Source organism: Shewanella sp. KT0246 (assembly GCF_019654955.1).
GTDB lineage: Bacteria > Pseudomonadota > Gammaproteobacteria > Enterobacterales > Shewanellaceae > Shewanella > Shewanella goraebulensis.
Genome location: NZ_BPEV01000058.1, coordinates 1 through 17,338, shown reverse-complemented (window position 1 = coordinate 17,338; position 17,338 = coordinate 1). Strand labels below are relative to the sequence as shown.

The window sequence follows — 17,338 nt, the reverse complement described above, 5'->3', positions numbered from 1 at the left end:
GATTTAACGTTGTCAGCATTAGTCATGTCATTTCCTTCTTAATTAATTACCTTCATACTATTTCAGGTTATTATTAATGTCTGTGATACATTCCAATTAATATAAAACAATTTATACGATTTATTTAAGACAGTAACTTAGATCATTAATCCATTAATAAATAAATCGTATTATTAAATTATTGCTATTGAACATGATAGGTAGATTTATGTTAGTAATGAGTTTCAAAGAGAGATGGCGTGCTGCTGAACTCGCTAGCGCCATTGAAAAAAGCCTACAAAATGAATCAGTTTGGCTTGAATCATCAAACCCTGCCAAATCGATTGATGCAATATGTAGAAAGCTATCAAGCCTCGTTATTTCTGATTTTAGACGTGTCGAAACAATGCCAAAATGCTTAACTGAAGCTGAGCTATTATCAGCTTTCTTCTCTGGTTTTAGCGTTATAATCAATGCCAGCATCAATCAAAAATCGATTACTAAAACAGATTATTCAATTATTGCATTAGCGAGAGGTTTTGCTTTAGATATTGATTTATCACATAACCAAGAATTATTAGATCATGCAAGTTCAGTAATTCAAGTTGGTAATAACTGGGATAAACATATTAGAGAGTTAAATCAACGTAGAAATACACGATTCACAGTATAAATCTAGTAATAAAGTATTAGGTTGTTTTATAAAATGATGTAGTTTCATTTAGAGAACTGTTATACCCATAACAGTTCTATTAGTAAAAAAGGTGTAGAAACATATATAACAAGCCAGCATAAGCTGGCTTGTTATATCAATAAAAATAAAGCCCGAAGAAATATTCTTCAGGCTTAAATTTAACGAATTGTAATTTTAGTAAGTTAAAATTTTATAAATTAAAATTATAATATTAATTACGTAGTTTAATAAATACCGTCGAAGGACCCGTACCTAAATCCTGATGGCCGTCGCCCGATAAGCTGGCTCCTGGTAAAGCAAGAGCTTCACTTTGATCCATTACATCCAGAACTTGAACAGGACACCCTTGTACACAATACGGTTTTTCACCCTCTGCCAGTCGGTCTTTACACATATCACACTTAGATAAAATACCGCGGTTAGGGTCAACTTTAGGCGCACCATAAGGGCAAGCAAATTTACATGCTCCACAACCAATACACATACTATCGTCAATATACACAATACCATCTGCACGTTGCACCATTGCGCCTTCAGGACATTTCTCAACACAAACCGGATCAGCACAGTGATGGCATGATTGGCTTAAAAATACTGCTATCTGCTTGCCTTGGTTATTGGTTTTTTCACCTTGACTAGTATCGCGTAAAGTTATGAATTCATTTAAATCTTTACCTGCTTGGCAGGCAACGGTACATGCTTCACAACCTACACAGTTTTCTTGACGAAATACAAAACATTTTTGTTCAGTCATTTGTTTATTCCTTAATGAATTGGTTACGCCAAAGCGATATCAACACGAGTTGAGTGGAAAGTAGAACCATGGTTCATGTCGGTTAACTCACTATTGGTCAGCTGATTAATCGCTGTACCACTCCCATTTTCATTAAGCTTTTTCCAAGCATTTTTCCAAGCGAAGATAGTGCCAGTGGCGGTCATCGGCTCTACTCTTGCAGTATATTGAATCGTCACATCACGTTGGCCATAACGACTGGCAACGAGTTTAACTTGGTCGCCATCACTGATCCCTTTACGCATCGCATCATCTGGATGTATATAAACGGTATGCTGCGGAAAAGTACCTTCGATATATTTAACGTTAGCCCATTGTGAATTACTCAATTTGGGATGAGCAGGTGAAAGTAAACGGAATTCACGCGCCTTCTCTTCGTCAGTCATACCTTTAGTTGCAAATTCATCTGATTCAGGTGTGCCAGTATCAATGACTGGATTGAATTTTTCAGGATCAAAGTATGTGCCACTGGTATCTTTAAATTCAATCTTTCCGCTTGGCGTTGGGAAATCATAGTTTTTACGGAATGGATAATCAACAACTGGACTATCCCAGTTTTGAACACACAATTCGTCGTAACTGATGTTACCTTTCCAACTACCACGTAAAATATCATCGATACTTTCACTAAATTCTGGGTCGCTGTAACCCATGGCTTTTGCTAAATCTTGGAAAATAACAGTATCGGGTTTTGATTGATATAACGGGCTGATTGCTTGCGTGCTGTGCTTAGCATAGTAACAATGATAGCTATCGATCATATTTGCTTGTTCTATATAGCTGGATGTTGGCAATAAGTAATCAACATAATCCATTGTATCGGTTTGGAATAAATCAATACCGACTAAGAATAAATCCTCGCGCATTAAGCCAATTTCAATTAAATCAGCGTCAGGGGCAATAGCGATTGGATTACTTGAATAAACAATCATAGCTTTAATCGGATCACACGGTTCATCGTAGGCTAAAGGGCCTACTTGGCCATCTTCATGCTGATAATCTTCAGGCAGTAATGATTTACCGATTTCACTGATGTTTACTGTATCTCTAACAGCATCTTCTGGTGTTAAGTGACCACCACCAGAGTATCCCCAATCAAACAAGCCGCCAGATTGAGTATTCAAGTAAACAACACCTGCACCGACTTTACCGATATTACCCGTTAGTGCTGCAATCGTTGGAATGGCTTTCACCATACGACCACCGTTTAGAGTACGTTGTAAGCCGTAACCAATTCGGATCATCGCACATTCTGCACCCGCGTAAGCTCTTGCAAAGGCTTGGTATTGTGCTTTACTCACACCCGTTTCAGCTTCGATTTGGTCGTGAGTAAATTCTTCAAGACGCGCTAATAAGGCATCATAATCTTGCGTATGTGCATCGATAAAGCCAGTATCGTGTAGACCTTCTTCAACTAATATTTTTGAAATACCAATAACCAATGTCGCATCAGTACCTGGTGTTGGTTGCAACCAAATATCAGCTTGCGAAGCTAATGGCGTTCTTGCAGGGTTAACCACTAAAATTTTTGCGCCTTTATCACGGGCTTCATTAATAAATTTTAGATGATGAATATTGGTGGCTTGCTCGTTCGTTCCCCATGACACGAAACACTTAGTGTTCACGTAGTCTTCAGGGCTTGGGCCCGAGAACTCGCCTAAAATTGAACTCATGCCTGAATAACCCGCACTGGCACAAATGTTTCTTTGCAAGTTACGGCTAGCGATACGATTGAAAAAACGGTTAGCGCCAGAGCTTGCCCCAATGCCGCTATAACCAGAATAGAAATAAGGAACGATTGCGTTACCAGTGTAAGTCTCGATCACTTCGTTTAACTTTGCCGCAATTTCACTATTGGCTTGTTCCCAGCTAATAGGCTCAAAAGTCGCACCAGGTCCACGTGGGCCTACACGTTTCATAGGTTGTTGAATTCTATCTGGGCTATAAATAGACTCAAGGTATGCATGACCTTTAACACAAGGTGTACCGGCTGTCACAGGATGTGAAGGGTCGCCCGTTACAGACACTGCCACTCCATCTTTGGTTGAAACTAACAGGCTACATCTATCACCGCAGTTTCGAGGACAAGTTGTGTGAAATACACCGTCTGGTTCAGGTGTTGGTGGTTCTGTTACTGGTGGTTCGGTCGTGTCATCATCACTACTTGAACACCCCATAATACTCGCAGAAAATGCAAATGCGCTGCTGCCTTTTAAAAAGCTACGTCTATTCATCACCATGATTTTTCCCTTTTGTTATTTAAGATAAACCATAACAAATCGAACTTTTACCATGTAGAAATTTAAGCCATAAAACCTAATTGCGTCATAGATTTAGCTACAATTAAATCATTGTCACAATTGCTGTTTCTGCAAATCAAATTTGTCAGAATTGAGTTATACTCAAAAAGTAGCAACGCTTATAAAACAGTTTCGAAACAGGTGTAATATTGCAGCCAATAACTCTCAGTCACCTAACAAAAAAAGCTTGATACAACTATTAGTTTTTCTCGGTTTTGCTGTATTGCTAGATATGCATTTTTTAAAATTTATCGAATAAACTAAATTAGATTGTGGATATTTAATTGAATACGTATGCAACAAATTGCAGCTAAATTATTAACAGCTCTACTATGGGTTAAGGAAAACCAATAATAAAAATGGAGCTATAATGTCACTCGCGTCAAATACCTTCCGCTGCTCAAAACCGCCCTTATCAATATTGAAACTCTCATCACTATCGATTGGGGTTGCCTTCGCGTTATTAGGCACACATAACAGTGCCATGGCAAAAACGGTCACAGTGAGTTCACCTGATAAGCAAATCATTGTCAGCCTAACTGACGATGGCGATAGACCAGAATATAAGGTGAGCTTTAATGGTCAAGATGCAGTATTAAACTCACGTTTAGGCTTAGTTTTTGAAACTTTGGGTGAGTTTGGCAGTGGTTTTGATATTACAACCTCCAAGATTAATTCATCAGAGTCTCGTTGGCAGCAGCCTTGGGGCGAACGGGAATGGATAGATGACAAGCATAATAAGCTAGTAACTTCATTTTCTAACGGTAAATATACCTTCACAGTTGAATTCAAAGCTTTTGACGATGGTATCGGTTTTCGATATACAGTCCCAACACAACAGTCTCTTGCCACTAAGACTTCATTAAATATCACTAATGAATTAACAGAATTTACTGTACCTGACTCACATAATGCCACCGCGTGGTGGATCCCCGGTCGTGGCTGGAATCGTTACGAATACTTATATAACACCACCAGCGTAAATAAAGTAGATCGTGCCCATACCCCGTTTACCTATAAGCTCAAATCGGGTCTTCATTTAAGCATTCATGAAGCAGCTTTAACCGACTACGCTGCTATGGTGCTTGATCAACGACGAGATGGCACACTAAAAGCCGATTTAACGCCATGGTCAGACGGCACGCTAGTGAAAACTAAACCTGGGTTCACCACACCATGGCGTACTATTCAAATTGCCGAAAAAGCCACAGGGTTACTAAATTCATATTTAATTCTTAACTTAAATGAACCTAACAAACTCGGTGATGTGTCCTGGGTTGAGCCTGGTAAATACGTGGGTATTTGGTGGGGAATGCATCTAAATGAAAATACGTGGGGTTCAGGCGAAAAACATGGCGCAACAACTAGCGAAACTAAACGCTATATGGATTTTGCTGCCAAATACGGTTTTGATGGTGTCTTGGTTGAAGGCTGGAATATTGGTTGGGACGGCAGTTGGTTTCATAATGGTGATGTGTTCAGCTTTACTCAGCCTTATGATGATTTCGATATTGATGCTGTTAGTGAATACGGTGCAAAACAAAATGTTCGATTGATAGGTCATCACGAAACGTCAGGCTCAGTATCGAACTACCGTAATCAAATGAGTGATGCATACGATTTATATAAAAAGCATGGGGTAACCCAAATAAAAACGGGCTATGTCGCAGATGGTGGTGACATCAAGCGAATTGATGAAAACGGTATTACCCGCCATGAATGGCACGACGGACAATTCATGGTCAATGAATACCTCCACAGTGTGACTGAAGCCGCTAAACGGGGCATCAGCATTAATACTCACGAACCGATAAAAGATACCGGTCTGCGCCGCACATATCCAAACTGGATAGCCCGTGAAGGCGCCCGAGGACAAGAGTTCAACGCTTGGGGCACACCGCCAAATAATCCAGAACATACGGCTATTTTACCATATACACGGATGTTGTCAGGCCCAATGGATTTCACTCCGGGTATATTTAACCTTGCACCTAAAGGGTTAGATGCGGTTAATCGTGTGCAAACCACCCTCACTAAACAATTAGCATTATATGTTGTGCTGTATAGCCCAATTCAAATGGCTGCTGATTTACCGAGAAACTATGTCGATCGATTAGATGCATTCCAGTTTATTCAAGATGTACCAACTGATTGGAGCGAGAGTATCGCCGTCGCTGGTGAAATCGGAGACTTTGTTGCTTTTGCCCGTAAAGACCGTGGTTCAGAAGATTGGTATTTAGGTGCATTGACTGATGAAAATGCTCGTAAGCTTGATATTAAATTGGATTTCTTATCTCCTGATAAACAATACCAAGCACAAATATATCGTGACGGTGACAAAGCTAACTGGGAGACCAATCCTTATGACTATGTCATTGAAACTAAGACCGTAACTGCTAAAGATAAACTAACATTATCATTGGCGACAAGTGGAGGAACAGCTATCCGCTTTAAAGCAATCTAATATCAAATACTAGATTTCAAAACTCGGTTCTCCCCCAAAAGCCTGATGTGCAATATCTTCATTGCCTTCAGGTTTTCCTTCATTTACATTAGGGCCTGTTGTTCTTTACTGGTTAAATTTCGTTCGAGATAAAAGCGTTTTAATTGAGGCGGATGGATTGATGCCTAGTCATCTAAGCAACTCTTCATTTAAAAAGATTCATCCAACAAAGAGTAAAACACTTTTAGTCGAACCCTTTGGGCAACGTTTGTTAGCCATTTACACTGCGTTATAGACTTTTTATATAGAATAACTACATCACAAAGTTTCTGCCTTGTATAAATGGCTAACAATTCGCTGCAAAACAACCTTGAAAGATCAACAGGCCCTAACTTAGCTAAAAATAATAAAAACTAATGCGATCCTTGAAAATTCGAAACTCCAACCACAGTACTGTTACAAGTTTGATCATATTTAGTTGTGCAGAAATGATGAATACGTATGTAATTAGTTGTGCCAAATTCCGCCTCAAGGCTAATATAAAACCTGCTAAATTTCTTCCTCTGCTTGTGGGGATGGAATGGGCTAGGTCGTTACTGACGCATCACCTTCATCGGGTTGTGTTAGGTTTTGAGTACCTTTCTTACCTTCATTATCAACCGAAGTTAAGAATACGAGGTCTTTGGCGAATACCCGTCTAAGGGAGATGAGTATTCGCCATTTTTTTAACTTTCGATTTAACCAAGTCGAAATGGGAACCTAGCAAAGTTAACTAACAAGAATAACGAGTACGATAGTTCTGTAAAAAACAGTAACAATAAGAATTCAGCCATGATGCTGAACGACCATTTAAAATGGAACATAAAGGAAGATACATGTCTGCCGAGAATAATAACCAGCCTCAGGCTTCAGCTCCGGTACAGCGTCGTCAACAACCAGAATTAAACTTTTGGCAAATTTTCAATATGTGCTTTGGATTTTTGGGGATCCAATTTGGTTTCGCGCTTCAAAATGCTAACGTCAGTCGTATTTTTCAAACCTTAGGTGCCGAAATAGATGAAATTCCAATCCTGTGGATTGCTGCGCCTTTGACTGGGCTAATTGTTCAACCCATTATTGGTTACCTAAGTGATAACACTTGGAATGGTCTTGGTCGTCGCCGCCCTTACTTTTTAATTGGTGCAATCTGTACTACCCTCGCCTTGTTCATCATGCCTCACTCTCCAGTACTTTGGGTTGCAGCTGGCATGCTATGGATCATGGACGCATCAATCAACATTGCCATGGAGCCATTTCGCGCTTTTGTGGGCGATAACCTGCCTAAGAGTCAACGTACTCAAGGCTATGCAATGCAAAGTTTCTTCATTGGTGTTGGCGCAGTAGTCGCATCAGCCCTACCTTATATATTAACCAATTATTTTGATGTCGCTAATACCGCACCAGAAGGACAAATAGCAGACTCAGTGCGATATGCCTTTTACTTTGGAGGAGCAGTATTATTTCTAGCTGTTGGTTGGACAATCATTACATCAAAAGAATATTCGCCAGAAGAAATCAGCGCTTTTCAGGCTCAAGATGAAGCTGAAAGTGGCAAAGAATCAAACGACGAGCAACGTTCACGCACTGCGAGTCAATACCAGTTCGCCGCTATGTTATGGATGGCACTCGGTGCTATCACCACAGGGCTTGTTTTTGGTTTTGATTTAGATAAACAACTGTATATTTTAACGATTGGTATTTTCGCTTTTGGTCCACTGCAATGGTATTGCTCAATGGCACTCAAAACCGTTAAGTCCAATCAAAGTTCAGAACGTGAATCTTTAGGCATGGTATTTAATGTAGTAGATGATTTATTTCATATGCCAAAAGCAATGCATCAACTTGCTATCGTGCAATTCTTTTCATGGTTTGCCTTGTTCGCAATGTGGATTTACACCACATCAGCAGTCACTTCATATCATTACGGCACGTCAGATGTATTAACTAAAGCCTACAATGACGGCGCTGACTGGGTTGGGATGTTATTCGCTTCATACAATGGCTTTGCTGCATTAGCTGCTATTGCCATTCCCTTTCTTGCTAAAGCTGTTGGTATTCGCTTTGCTCATACCATTAACCTTTCGTTAGGTGGCTTAGGTTTAATCAGCTTCTTCTTCATCACAGACCCAGCCTTATTATGGATACCTATGATTGGTGTTGGTATCGCTTGGGCATCAATTCTTTCAGTTCCTTACGCCATGTTATCGGGAATTTTACCGCCTAAGAAAATGGGCGTATTCATGGGTATTTTTAACTTCTTTATCGTCATTCCTCAGCTACTTGCGGCGAGTGTATTAGGTGTGATTTTAAAAACTTTGTTTGACGGTGAACCGATTTTTGCACTTATTACAGGTGGCGTATTTATGATTATTGCAGGTATCGCAGTGCTATTTGTTGAGCAACCCACTCATGATGTCTAAGGACTAATCATAATAGGACCAATCATCATTTTACAAAAATTATATTGATGAGGGATTTGCCTCATCAAAAAACAAAAAATTTATAAAAAAGAATTCAATTTGGGGAACGTCAGTAATGAAAACCTTGTTAAATAATAAAGCCATTCTTAAAAGATTGGCCATCGCACAAGCAGTTAATACCGTCATTATTAGTGCATCAATTTTAACCCTATCTGCTTGTTCAGATACTAATTCAATTACTAAAGAAAGTGTTCAAAAACAAACGTCTCCAGCAGTTGCCAAATCAACTGTAACCATCGCACCTGTTAACGTAGCACCAGGTGCTCCAGGTATCGATCCAACATGGGCTTTTTCGGGCAAAACAGGCATTGGAACCTCTTATGAGCCTTATGTTGATGGTCAATACCAAAGCAGCGCTGAAAACCCTGTTAGTAAAGTATGGTTTTCGCTTGCCCAAGGAGTGTTAACTGAAACCATGTACGGCATGATCCACAATGCCCAGCTGAAAGAAATGCAGTTTGTCATCACTGGCGAAGACTTCGTCGATACAGAAAAAGAAGACACCATCAGCACCATTGAATATTTACACCAAGATGAACAAGGTCGCCCACTATCTTTAGCCTATAAAGTCACCAACAAAGCAAAAAATGGTCAATATCAAATTGAGAAACATTTTTTCACCGATCCTAATCGTGACAGCATGATGATGAAAGTGCTGTTCACGGCTTTTGCTGATGGTATTACTCCGCATCTATATGCTAACCCTCATATTGATAATAGCGGAGCCAATGATATTGCGTCAGTAGAAGGCCAAGCACTTATTGCCCATACCAGCAACGCTGATTCATCAGTGATGACCATCAAATCAGATGTAGCCTTCACTCAAGCTAGTGCAGGTTTTGTTGGCACATCTGGTGGATTAGTTGACTTAAAAGACAATGGCAAACTGGATAATCTTTATCTAACTACTTCTAACAGTGATAACAACTCTGCAGGTAACGTTGCACTTACCGCGCAATACCCAACACTCAATAAAGCACAAGGTAGCAACACACTTGAGATGAATGTGGTGATTGGTTTCGGCGCTGATAAGCAAAGTAGTATGGCGAATACTGAAGCGACGCTAGCTGCGGGCTACGATAAAGTATTAAGTGCATATTTAGGCGACGAAAAACATGTCGGATGGAAAGATTACCTAGCCTCTTTACCTGCTATAAACGCCATGAGCGCTAATACCACCGATGATGGACAACTACTTTATACCAGCGCACTGGTATTAAAAGCCCAAGAAGACAAAACCCACGCAGGTGCATTGATTGCATCTCTATCAAACCCTTGGGGCGATTCAGTTTCAGCTAAAGTAGGTAGCACTGGCTATAAAGCTGTATGGCCGCGTGATTTCTATCAATGCGCTATGGCATTTCTGGCTATGGGCGATACCGAAACACCTAAAGTTGCCTTTGAGTATTTGAAAAAGGTACAAGTCAGTCAACAAACACCTGAATATGTAGGTACACCCGGTTGGTTCTTACAAAAAACTCATGTTGATGGTGAAATAGAATGGGTTGGCGTCCAATTAGATCAAACTGCAATGCCAATCATGCTAGGTTGGAAATTATGGCAAGCTGGTGTTTTAACTGACGCTGAAATTACCCAGTGGTATCAAGAAATGCTGAAACCTGCAGCAGACTTTTTAGTGACTGGCGGTAAAGTAAAACTCGACTGGAACGAGACTGAAATTACTCCACCTAATACTCAACAAGAGCGCTGGGAAGAGCAAGCCGGTTTCTCCCCTTCTACGACTGCTGCAGTGATAGCAGGTCTTGTAGCAGCCAGTGATTTAGCCAAACTTGCAAAAGATGGCCAAGGCGTTGAGTACTTAGCTATCGCCAAACAACTTGAAGCCAGTTTAGAAACGACCATGGTGACAAATAACGGCAACCTGGCTAAAGATAATAAACCTTATTATGTCCGTATTAGTCCTAACGGTAACCCGAACAATAATGACAAGTTACTTGATAATAATGGTAAGCCAGGCTTAGACCAACGTACCATTTTGGATGGTGGTTTTTTAGAGTTAGTCCGTTATGGCGTTAAAGATGCCAGTGATAGCGTCATTCAAAACAGTGTCATGCTTATAGACGATACGTCTTTAGAGCATAACCTGCGAGTAAAGTATGAATTTACCGCGAAAGATGGCAGTACAGTTCCTGGTTATCGTCGCTATGGTAACGACGGTTACGGTGAAGATATCACCACGGGGTTAAGTTACGCTGAAAAAGGCAATACTGCAGATCAACGCGGTCGCGTTTGGCCTTTCTTTACTGGTGAGCGTGGCCACTACGAATTAGCTCTAGCGAAGTCAACTGATACGCTAACACCTGAAGTTCATCAGCAGCTCATTAATACCTATGTCCAAGGGATGGAAACCTTTGCCAATGAAGGGATGATGTTGCCAGAGCAATCTTGGGATGGTGTGGGTAACCCAACACGCTATAACTACGAAATGGGACAAGGAACAAACTCTGCGACACCATTAGCTTGGACCCATGCCGAATACGTTAAGTTAGTTCGATCTATGACAGATAAAGCTGTTTGGGATTTCTACCCTGTGGTTGCAGATAGACTTAAGTAATCACCATTGGATCTTTAGTAATCTTTCAGCCCAAAAAAGCCACTTATTAAGTGGCTTTTTTGCATCATCCAAGCAGTGATTTGAGCTAATTTGCATCGCATTAGTTAATTCAGTCAAAATAATCGTAAAAAAACTTTAAATAACCACACAAAAATTGTTAGTTATTCTAGTATTAACAATAGGTATTTATTTGTCTAAGGAATGGACTTTGAAAAGTAAGCGCTGCGCCATACTATACTCGACTATCTCTATAAGACTGGCCATTACCTTTATTAGCTGTGTCGCACTCACATTATTGTTATTTACTCTATCTACCAGAGTTTCTACCCAAACTCATATTGCAGAAATCAAAATTGGCGTTTCTCAAACACCGCTTACTGCGCCTTTTATCATTGCAAAACATCTTGCGATGTTTGAACAAGCTAATCTCAATGTACAATTGGTCGAATGTTTTGGCGGTGTTGCCTGCAGCGAGGCTTTAATTGCTGATCAAGTTGACTATGCAACTGTGTCAGAGTCTGTAGTGATGTTTAAAAGCTACCAAACCCAAGATATTGCCTTGTTAACCAGTTTTGTCCAATCCACAAATGATTTAAAGCTGCTTACTTTAAACAAGGATCTGCTGCTTAATAACAATCAAGACTCTAAAGAAGCAATTACTGGCACTAACATAAGTAACTCAGTAGAAAACCCAGCCCAAACCAATATTAATAAGGTTGGTATAGTCAAAGGCAGTGCTAGCGAATATTATTTCGACACCTTACTGGTAGCACAAGGTGGTGATGTGTCTCATATCGATAAAGTATACCTATCACCTAAACAGCTGGTTAATGCCTTAATTGCAAATCAAGTGGATGCAATATCTATTTGGGAGCCTTATGGATATCAACTAAACATGAGTGCCAGTAGCACAATTACCAATTTAGGCATTCAAGGTATTTACCAACTTAGCTTCAACTTAATCGCTAAAAGATCTAAATTATCACTAGATAACAACGTTAAAAATAAGCAAGTAACCTCACTTATCAATGTACTGGAACAATCAATAAACTGGATAAACAGTCACCCAGATGCAGCAATGCTTATCGTGGCTAAACACCTTGACGTACCATTAAACCAAATTAAATGGTCATGGAATGATTACATATTTAGATTATCGATCGGTAATTCTCTACTATCAAGCCTGCAAACTCAATCTCACTGGGCAAAACAAGGTGGTCTAGTTGAAGGACAAGAGCCTAACTTTCGTGACGTTATTTATAGACAACCATTTGAACAATCCAAAGCCTCCAAGGAGGCGAAATGGTAAATTCCATCAATGGAAAACTGATACTTTTGCTTTGCGTTAGTTTTATTTTTACTTTGCTGTTAAGTTTTTCGTTTTTACAAATTCATTCAGCTCAGCATAAAACGACAGATGCGCTTAGGTTTTTTTCTGGTTTACAGCAAAATATTGATGACCTTCGCAGCCAATTGTGGTTATTTGCTCAAAGACAAGACAGTGCCAGCTATACTCAAGTAAAGTTATCCCATCAAACACTTGCGCTTAAACTGGAAAAGCAAAGTTTTTATACTCAACGTATTTTTAACCTTAAAAAATTAACCGATGACATGGCGTCATTAATATCACAAGAGCAAAGGCTTTCAATCCAATCAAATAGACTATCTGAGCAACAAATTAACCAAGCCCGTCAGCTATTACGTTACCGCTATAATATTTTGATCGAAAACATGTCGGAAGAAGTTGCCTATTTAAATAAGAAAACGCTAGACAGCAACGAGTTATCTATCACATCTGTCATGCTTTATTCAGCGCTGGGGTTAATTTTTGCAGCCATGTTCGTACTTGCAATTAATTTCTCAATCTATCAACGTTTCAAGATAGGTTTCGGCAGAATAAAGCTTGGGATACATGAACTATCAAAAGGTGAATTGACCCATAAAATAAACTCCGAGAATTTAGATACTGAATTTCGCATGCTGGCTTCATTCTTCAATAATATGACCAGCAAGCTTGATGCGAGTATGGTGTCAAAACAAGCGTTACAACAAGAAGTTGATAGACAAACCAGTGAGCTTGAGAGGCAAAAACAGCAGTTATTAATTCTATCTGAGAAAGATCATTTAACCGGAATTATGAATCGTAGAGCTTTAGAAAAAGCAATCGATAGTATTTTACTCAACGCTAAAATTTCACAAAGCAAGGTGGCGTTGTTTTTTCTAGATATTGATGACTTTAAAAATATAAACGATTCAATTGGTCATGACGCCGGTGATGAGGTGCTACAACAAGTATCGTCACGGTTACAGGCCTGTACACGTAAATCAGATATTGTTGGGCGCTTAGGTGGTGATGAATTTGTGATCTGCTTAGGCTTAGTAGATAACTTTGACCAAATAGCCCATAAGGCACAAACGATTTTAGATTCCCTTAGCACACCAATTAGGATTAATCATTCAGAGCTATCAATAAATATCAGTATGGGAGTTAGCTATTTTCCATTTCAAGCTAATACAAGAGACAGTTTAATCAAACAAGCTGACGAATTTATGTATAAGGCCAAACAGATCAAAGGAAGTGGTTGTTTTTATGGGCAAGAGTTACTTGCCCATGTTGATTTACTCGATGCTGCGCAATTAAACAAATAGTGTTATGAGGGTTAACTGCGTATTTTCGATAGTAGATTTATCAAGCTTAGCGCTATCGCACCTGCAATCACGCCAAACACCGCATTTAAAATGCTTGGAGTGAGTACGCCAAGTAAACCGCCAATATAGCTTATGTCACTCACCATTGTGGCTATCACTGTTATCTGGGCACTGATCGCGTGAATACCATGAGTTAAAATACCGCCTCCAACCATAAACATGGCAATAGTGCCCACAATCGTTAACCCTTTCATCAAATAAGGCGCCGAAGCAAGTAACCAAAAGCCAAGCTTATGCCACATTGCGACCAATGTGCCCTCACCTTTTCGTTGAGTTAAGTACAGCCCCAAGTCATCAATTTTAACAATACCGGCGACTAATCCGTAAACCCCAACAGTCATGATTATAGCAATCACACTCAAGGTAAGAAATTGACTTAGCAAGCTACTTTCAGCGACTACGCCCAAACTTATAGCAATAATCTCAGCTGATAGAACAAAATCGGTCCTGATAGCGCCTTTGATTTTTTTCTTTTCAAAATCGTCAATATCTTGCTGAGACTTTTCAATAAACTCTTGTTCTGAAATGTCGTCTTTTTTGTCTTTTCGGTGGACATAGGAGTGATAAATTTTTTCAAACCCTTCAAAGCATAAAAATAAACCACCAAACATTAACAGCGGAGTGATCGCCCAAGGAATAAAAGCACTGATGAGTAATGCAGCAGGTACCAATATGAGTTTATTCATAAAGGAGCCTTTCGCTACGGCCCATACTACGGGTAATTCTCGCTCTGAGGCAACACCTGAGACTTGCTGAGCATTAAGGGCTAAGTCGTCACCTAACACACCTGCAGTCTTTCTGGCCGCAATTTTACTCATTGCAGCAACATCATCTAAAATCGCAGCTATGTCATCCAATAACATTAATAAGCTTGCACCTGCCATGTTTCTTCCTTGCGTTGTTTAATGCGTTTCTATTATTTATAGCTGAGAGATTTAAACATACGTCTTGTGAGTACCAATTCAATAAACGTTGCTTTAAATGAACTAAATTATCAATAAACTGTGTTATCAATCAGCTGTGTTATCGATAAAATGAGCGACACAGGCCATAATGACTCAGTTAAAAAGCATATTGCCAGACAAGCCCCAGCGTATCGAAATCATTACCAATTCGGGTAATAACACCGGTACTGGCATAAAGTTTCATACTATGGTGTTGATTGAAAGCTAAAGAGTATGTGAGCCCAAACCGTGAGTTGTCTTGTTCATCATCTGCATCAATGCCGTTCTTGCTTGTTTCACCACCAATAAAATAGTTACCGCTTAATGACAGCCACTGTCCTCGAGCAATACTATAAATAATATGCCCTTGAAAGGTATATTGTGCCTGTTTTTCAAGAAATGTTTGGTTATAAAACTTGTCGTTATCACTATAAAACCGAATCGAGGTCATCGCACTGTATTGCCAATCGCCAACGGTATAAGACATGCCGAAGCCGGGTCTGAACACCCATTGATTAGCACCGGCATTAATCAATTTATTTTCGTCATATGTACCTAGCGGTATACTTAATTGTAAACTGGCTCCCATCACTAAGCCTTCTTGATATTTAGCAAAATCTTTTCGCTCTAAAGCTGGCGCACCATAGAAGTTCCAGGTAAGTCTCACATTAGGGTCGCCATATCCACAGCGATCAGCTTCAACTATCTCGCCTTGATAATTTGCTGAACCTTGCATGCAAATTCTAGCCATCGACATATCAACTTTTGCAGAGCTACCAGCTAATGCAAATGAATGAGCATAAGCTAAAACGGCAGCATCAAGGTTCAACTCTGCATCTTTTAATGGTACTGATGGAGACGGAGATAGCGCACCTTCTGAATGCAGGTATCCCGCTGCCATAAAATGCATATCGATAGGTATATTTGTATAACTGCGGGGTTCGAGATCTTGTGAGTTAACTGAAAAAGCTATCAAATAGAGTAAGCTGCATAGGGCAACAATGATGAATGTATACCTAGAGGAAAATGAGCAAACTGAAATTGTAAAGTGGTCAGATTGATTCGAAGCATTATCCATAATTGCTCTTATATTGAATTGTTTACGTTCGAAGTTTTTCTTAAATAACTGAGCGCTAAATCAAACCTTTAACAAAAGGCTATTTAAATTTTGCCGCCAATACTCTGGAGTAATAGCTCTGGAGTAATAGCTCTGGAGTAATAGCGACTTAATCCCATTCAATGACTATCTTGATTCAAATAAATTCACAGCCATATTTTCACGTTTATGACTCATCTTCAGAGTCAGCATTACTGCCACAAGAATGACGAACCACCATATTAGTTGGAATAAGTTGGGGTCCTACTTCTTTGCCTCGAATTAATTTCAATAAACTTTCTACTAAGATTTCCCCCGCAAGCTTAGTGTTTTGCTTCACTGTCGTTAGCGAAGGGTTAGCAAAGCTTGCAACAGGTATATCATCATAACCAACCACTGCTATATCTTCTGGAACTCTAACACCACGTTTTTTAAGTGCGCGAATAGCCCCAATGGCGATAAGATCACTTGCAGCAAAAATGGCTTCAAACCCATGACCGCTATCTAAAAGTTTCATTGCAGCATCAAAACCTGAACTTTCGGTGCTAATCGCATCAAACTGACATTTTTTATTCAGTTTAATACCTTGTTTTTTTAACACTTCTGCATGGCCAAGGTAACGGTCGCGAAACTCAGGGCTGTGTTCAGATGCATCACCCAAAAAAGCAATCTTACTTAATCCCAGAGAGATAATGTGCTCAGTGGCAATTACACCACCTTGATGATTGTCACAACCAATAGATAAGACTTCTTTGTTATTATGTTCAGCCCCCCAAATAATAAAATGGGTATTTTGTTCTAAAAGTTTTTGCAGCTTGTGTTCATAATCCACGTAATCGCCGTAACCTAACAAGATAATACCATCAGCTTTATTACTGTCTTCGTAATCAGCGTGCCAGTCACTGGAAAGCTGTTGGAAAGAAACTAATAAATCATAGCCTTGTTGCGCTGTAGCTCGTGTGATTGAGCCGAGCATGGACAAAAAGAAAGGGTTAATTAATGATTCATCGTTGGTCGGATCTTCACAGATTAATAAAGCTAATGTGTGGCTATTTTGAGTGCGTAGATTACTGGCATTTTTATCAACTTTATAATTAAGCTCTTTGGCAATGGCTTGAATTCGTTGACGAGTTTCTAGATTGACTAAGGGGCTGTTTCTCAACGCCCGAGAAACAGTTGACTGAGAAACACCTGCGCGATAGGCGATATCAATTGAGGTAGCTTTAGATGTCATATTAGCATCAGGCCTTTTTATAGTTATTTTAGGTACTCACACTCTGTTTATA

Annotated in this window: 11 protein-coding genes; 6 read left to right on the top strand and 5 right to left on the bottom strand. The window is 39.7% G+C overall.

Translation table 11 applies throughout. The annotated features are described in order from the left end of the window. Positions 1 to 208 precede the first annotated feature (208 nt). Positions 209 to 652 (top strand): hypothetical protein, encoded by a 444-nt coding sequence (locus tag K5Q58_RS19430; RefSeq protein ID WP_220755509.1) that lies wholly within the window; start codon positions 209 to 211, stop codon positions 650 to 652. 232 nt (positions 653 to 884) lie between these two features. Here K5Q58_RS19430 and K5Q58_RS19425 read toward each other — a convergent pair whose 3' ends face one another. Beyond that, positions 885 to 1,427 carry a 4Fe-4S dicluster domain-containing protein gene (locus K5Q58_RS19425; RefSeq protein ID WP_220755508.1) on the bottom strand — a complete coding sequence of 181 codons (543 nt, stop codon included), beginning with the start codon at positions 1,425 to 1,427 and terminating at the stop codon, positions 885 to 887. 23 nt (positions 1,428 to 1,450) lie between these two features. Further along, positions 1,451 to 3,700 (bottom strand): molybdopterin-dependent oxidoreductase, encoded by a 2,250-nt coding sequence (locus K5Q58_RS19420; RefSeq protein WP_220755507.1) that lies wholly within the window; start codon positions 3,698 to 3,700, stop codon positions 1,451 to 1,453. Positions 3,701 to 4,250: 550 nt separating this feature from the next. Here K5Q58_RS19420 and K5Q58_RS19415 point away from each other — a divergent pair. The 5 genes from K5Q58_RS19415 to K5Q58_RS19395 all read left to right on the top strand — a co-directional run bounded on the left by K5Q58_RS19415 (position 4,251) and on the right by K5Q58_RS19395 (position 13,952). Beyond that, positions 4,251 to 6,230 carry a glycoside hydrolase family 97 protein gene (locus K5Q58_RS19415; protein ID WP_259651403.1) on the top strand — a complete coding sequence of 660 codons (1,980 nt, stop codon included), beginning with the start codon at positions 4,251 to 4,253 and terminating at the stop codon, positions 6,228 to 6,230. 854 nt (positions 6,231 to 7,084) lie between these two features. Continuing rightward, on the top strand, positions 7,085 to 8,668 hold the full coding sequence (locus tag K5Q58_RS19410; protein WP_259651402.1) for an MFS transporter: 1,584 nt from the start codon (positions 7,085 to 7,087) through the stop codon (positions 8,666 to 8,668). Between the two features lie 115 nt (positions 8,669 to 8,783). After that, positions 8,784 to 11,303 (top strand): glycoside hydrolase family 15 protein, encoded by a 2,520-nt coding sequence (locus K5Q58_RS19405; protein WP_220755504.1) that lies wholly within the window; start codon positions 8,784 to 8,786, stop codon positions 11,301 to 11,303. A 208-nt stretch (positions 11,304 to 11,511) separates the two neighbouring features. Continuing rightward, positions 11,512 to 12,612, top strand: a complete 1,101-nt coding sequence (locus tag K5Q58_RS19400) for an ABC transporter substrate-binding protein (RefSeq protein ID WP_220755503.1) — start codon at positions 11,512 to 11,514, stop codon at positions 12,610 to 12,612. Next, the gene (locus K5Q58_RS19395) at positions 12,606 to 13,952 is read left to right on the top strand and encodes a GGDEF domain-containing protein (protein WP_220755502.1); all 1,347 of its coding nucleotides are present in this window, start codon (positions 12,606 to 12,608) and stop codon (positions 13,950 to 13,952) included. The genes K5Q58_RS19400 and K5Q58_RS19395 overlap by 7 nt, the downstream gene beginning before the upstream one ends. Before the next feature lie 11 nt (positions 13,953 to 13,963). Here the strand turns inward: K5Q58_RS19395 and K5Q58_RS19390 are convergent, their stop codons facing one another. From K5Q58_RS19390 to K5Q58_RS19380, 3 genes are all read right to left on the bottom strand, one after another. Next, positions 13,964 to 14,896: a DUF808 domain-containing protein gene (locus K5Q58_RS19390; protein WP_220755501.1), complete on the bottom strand. Its 933-nt coding sequence runs from the start codon at positions 14,894 to 14,896 to the stop codon at positions 13,964 to 13,966. A 178-nt stretch (positions 14,897 to 15,074) separates the two neighbouring features. Further along, on the bottom strand, positions 15,075 to 16,034 hold the full coding sequence (locus K5Q58_RS19385) for a transporter (protein WP_220755500.1): 960 nt from the start codon (positions 16,032 to 16,034) through the stop codon (positions 15,075 to 15,077). Between the two features lie 205 nt (positions 16,035 to 16,239). Then, a complete protein-coding gene (locus tag K5Q58_RS19380) occupies positions 16,240 to 17,286 on the bottom strand; it encodes a LacI family DNA-binding transcriptional regulator (protein WP_220755499.1) in 1,047 nt (348 codons plus the stop codon). Positions 17,287 to 17,338: the final 52 nt, after the last annotated feature.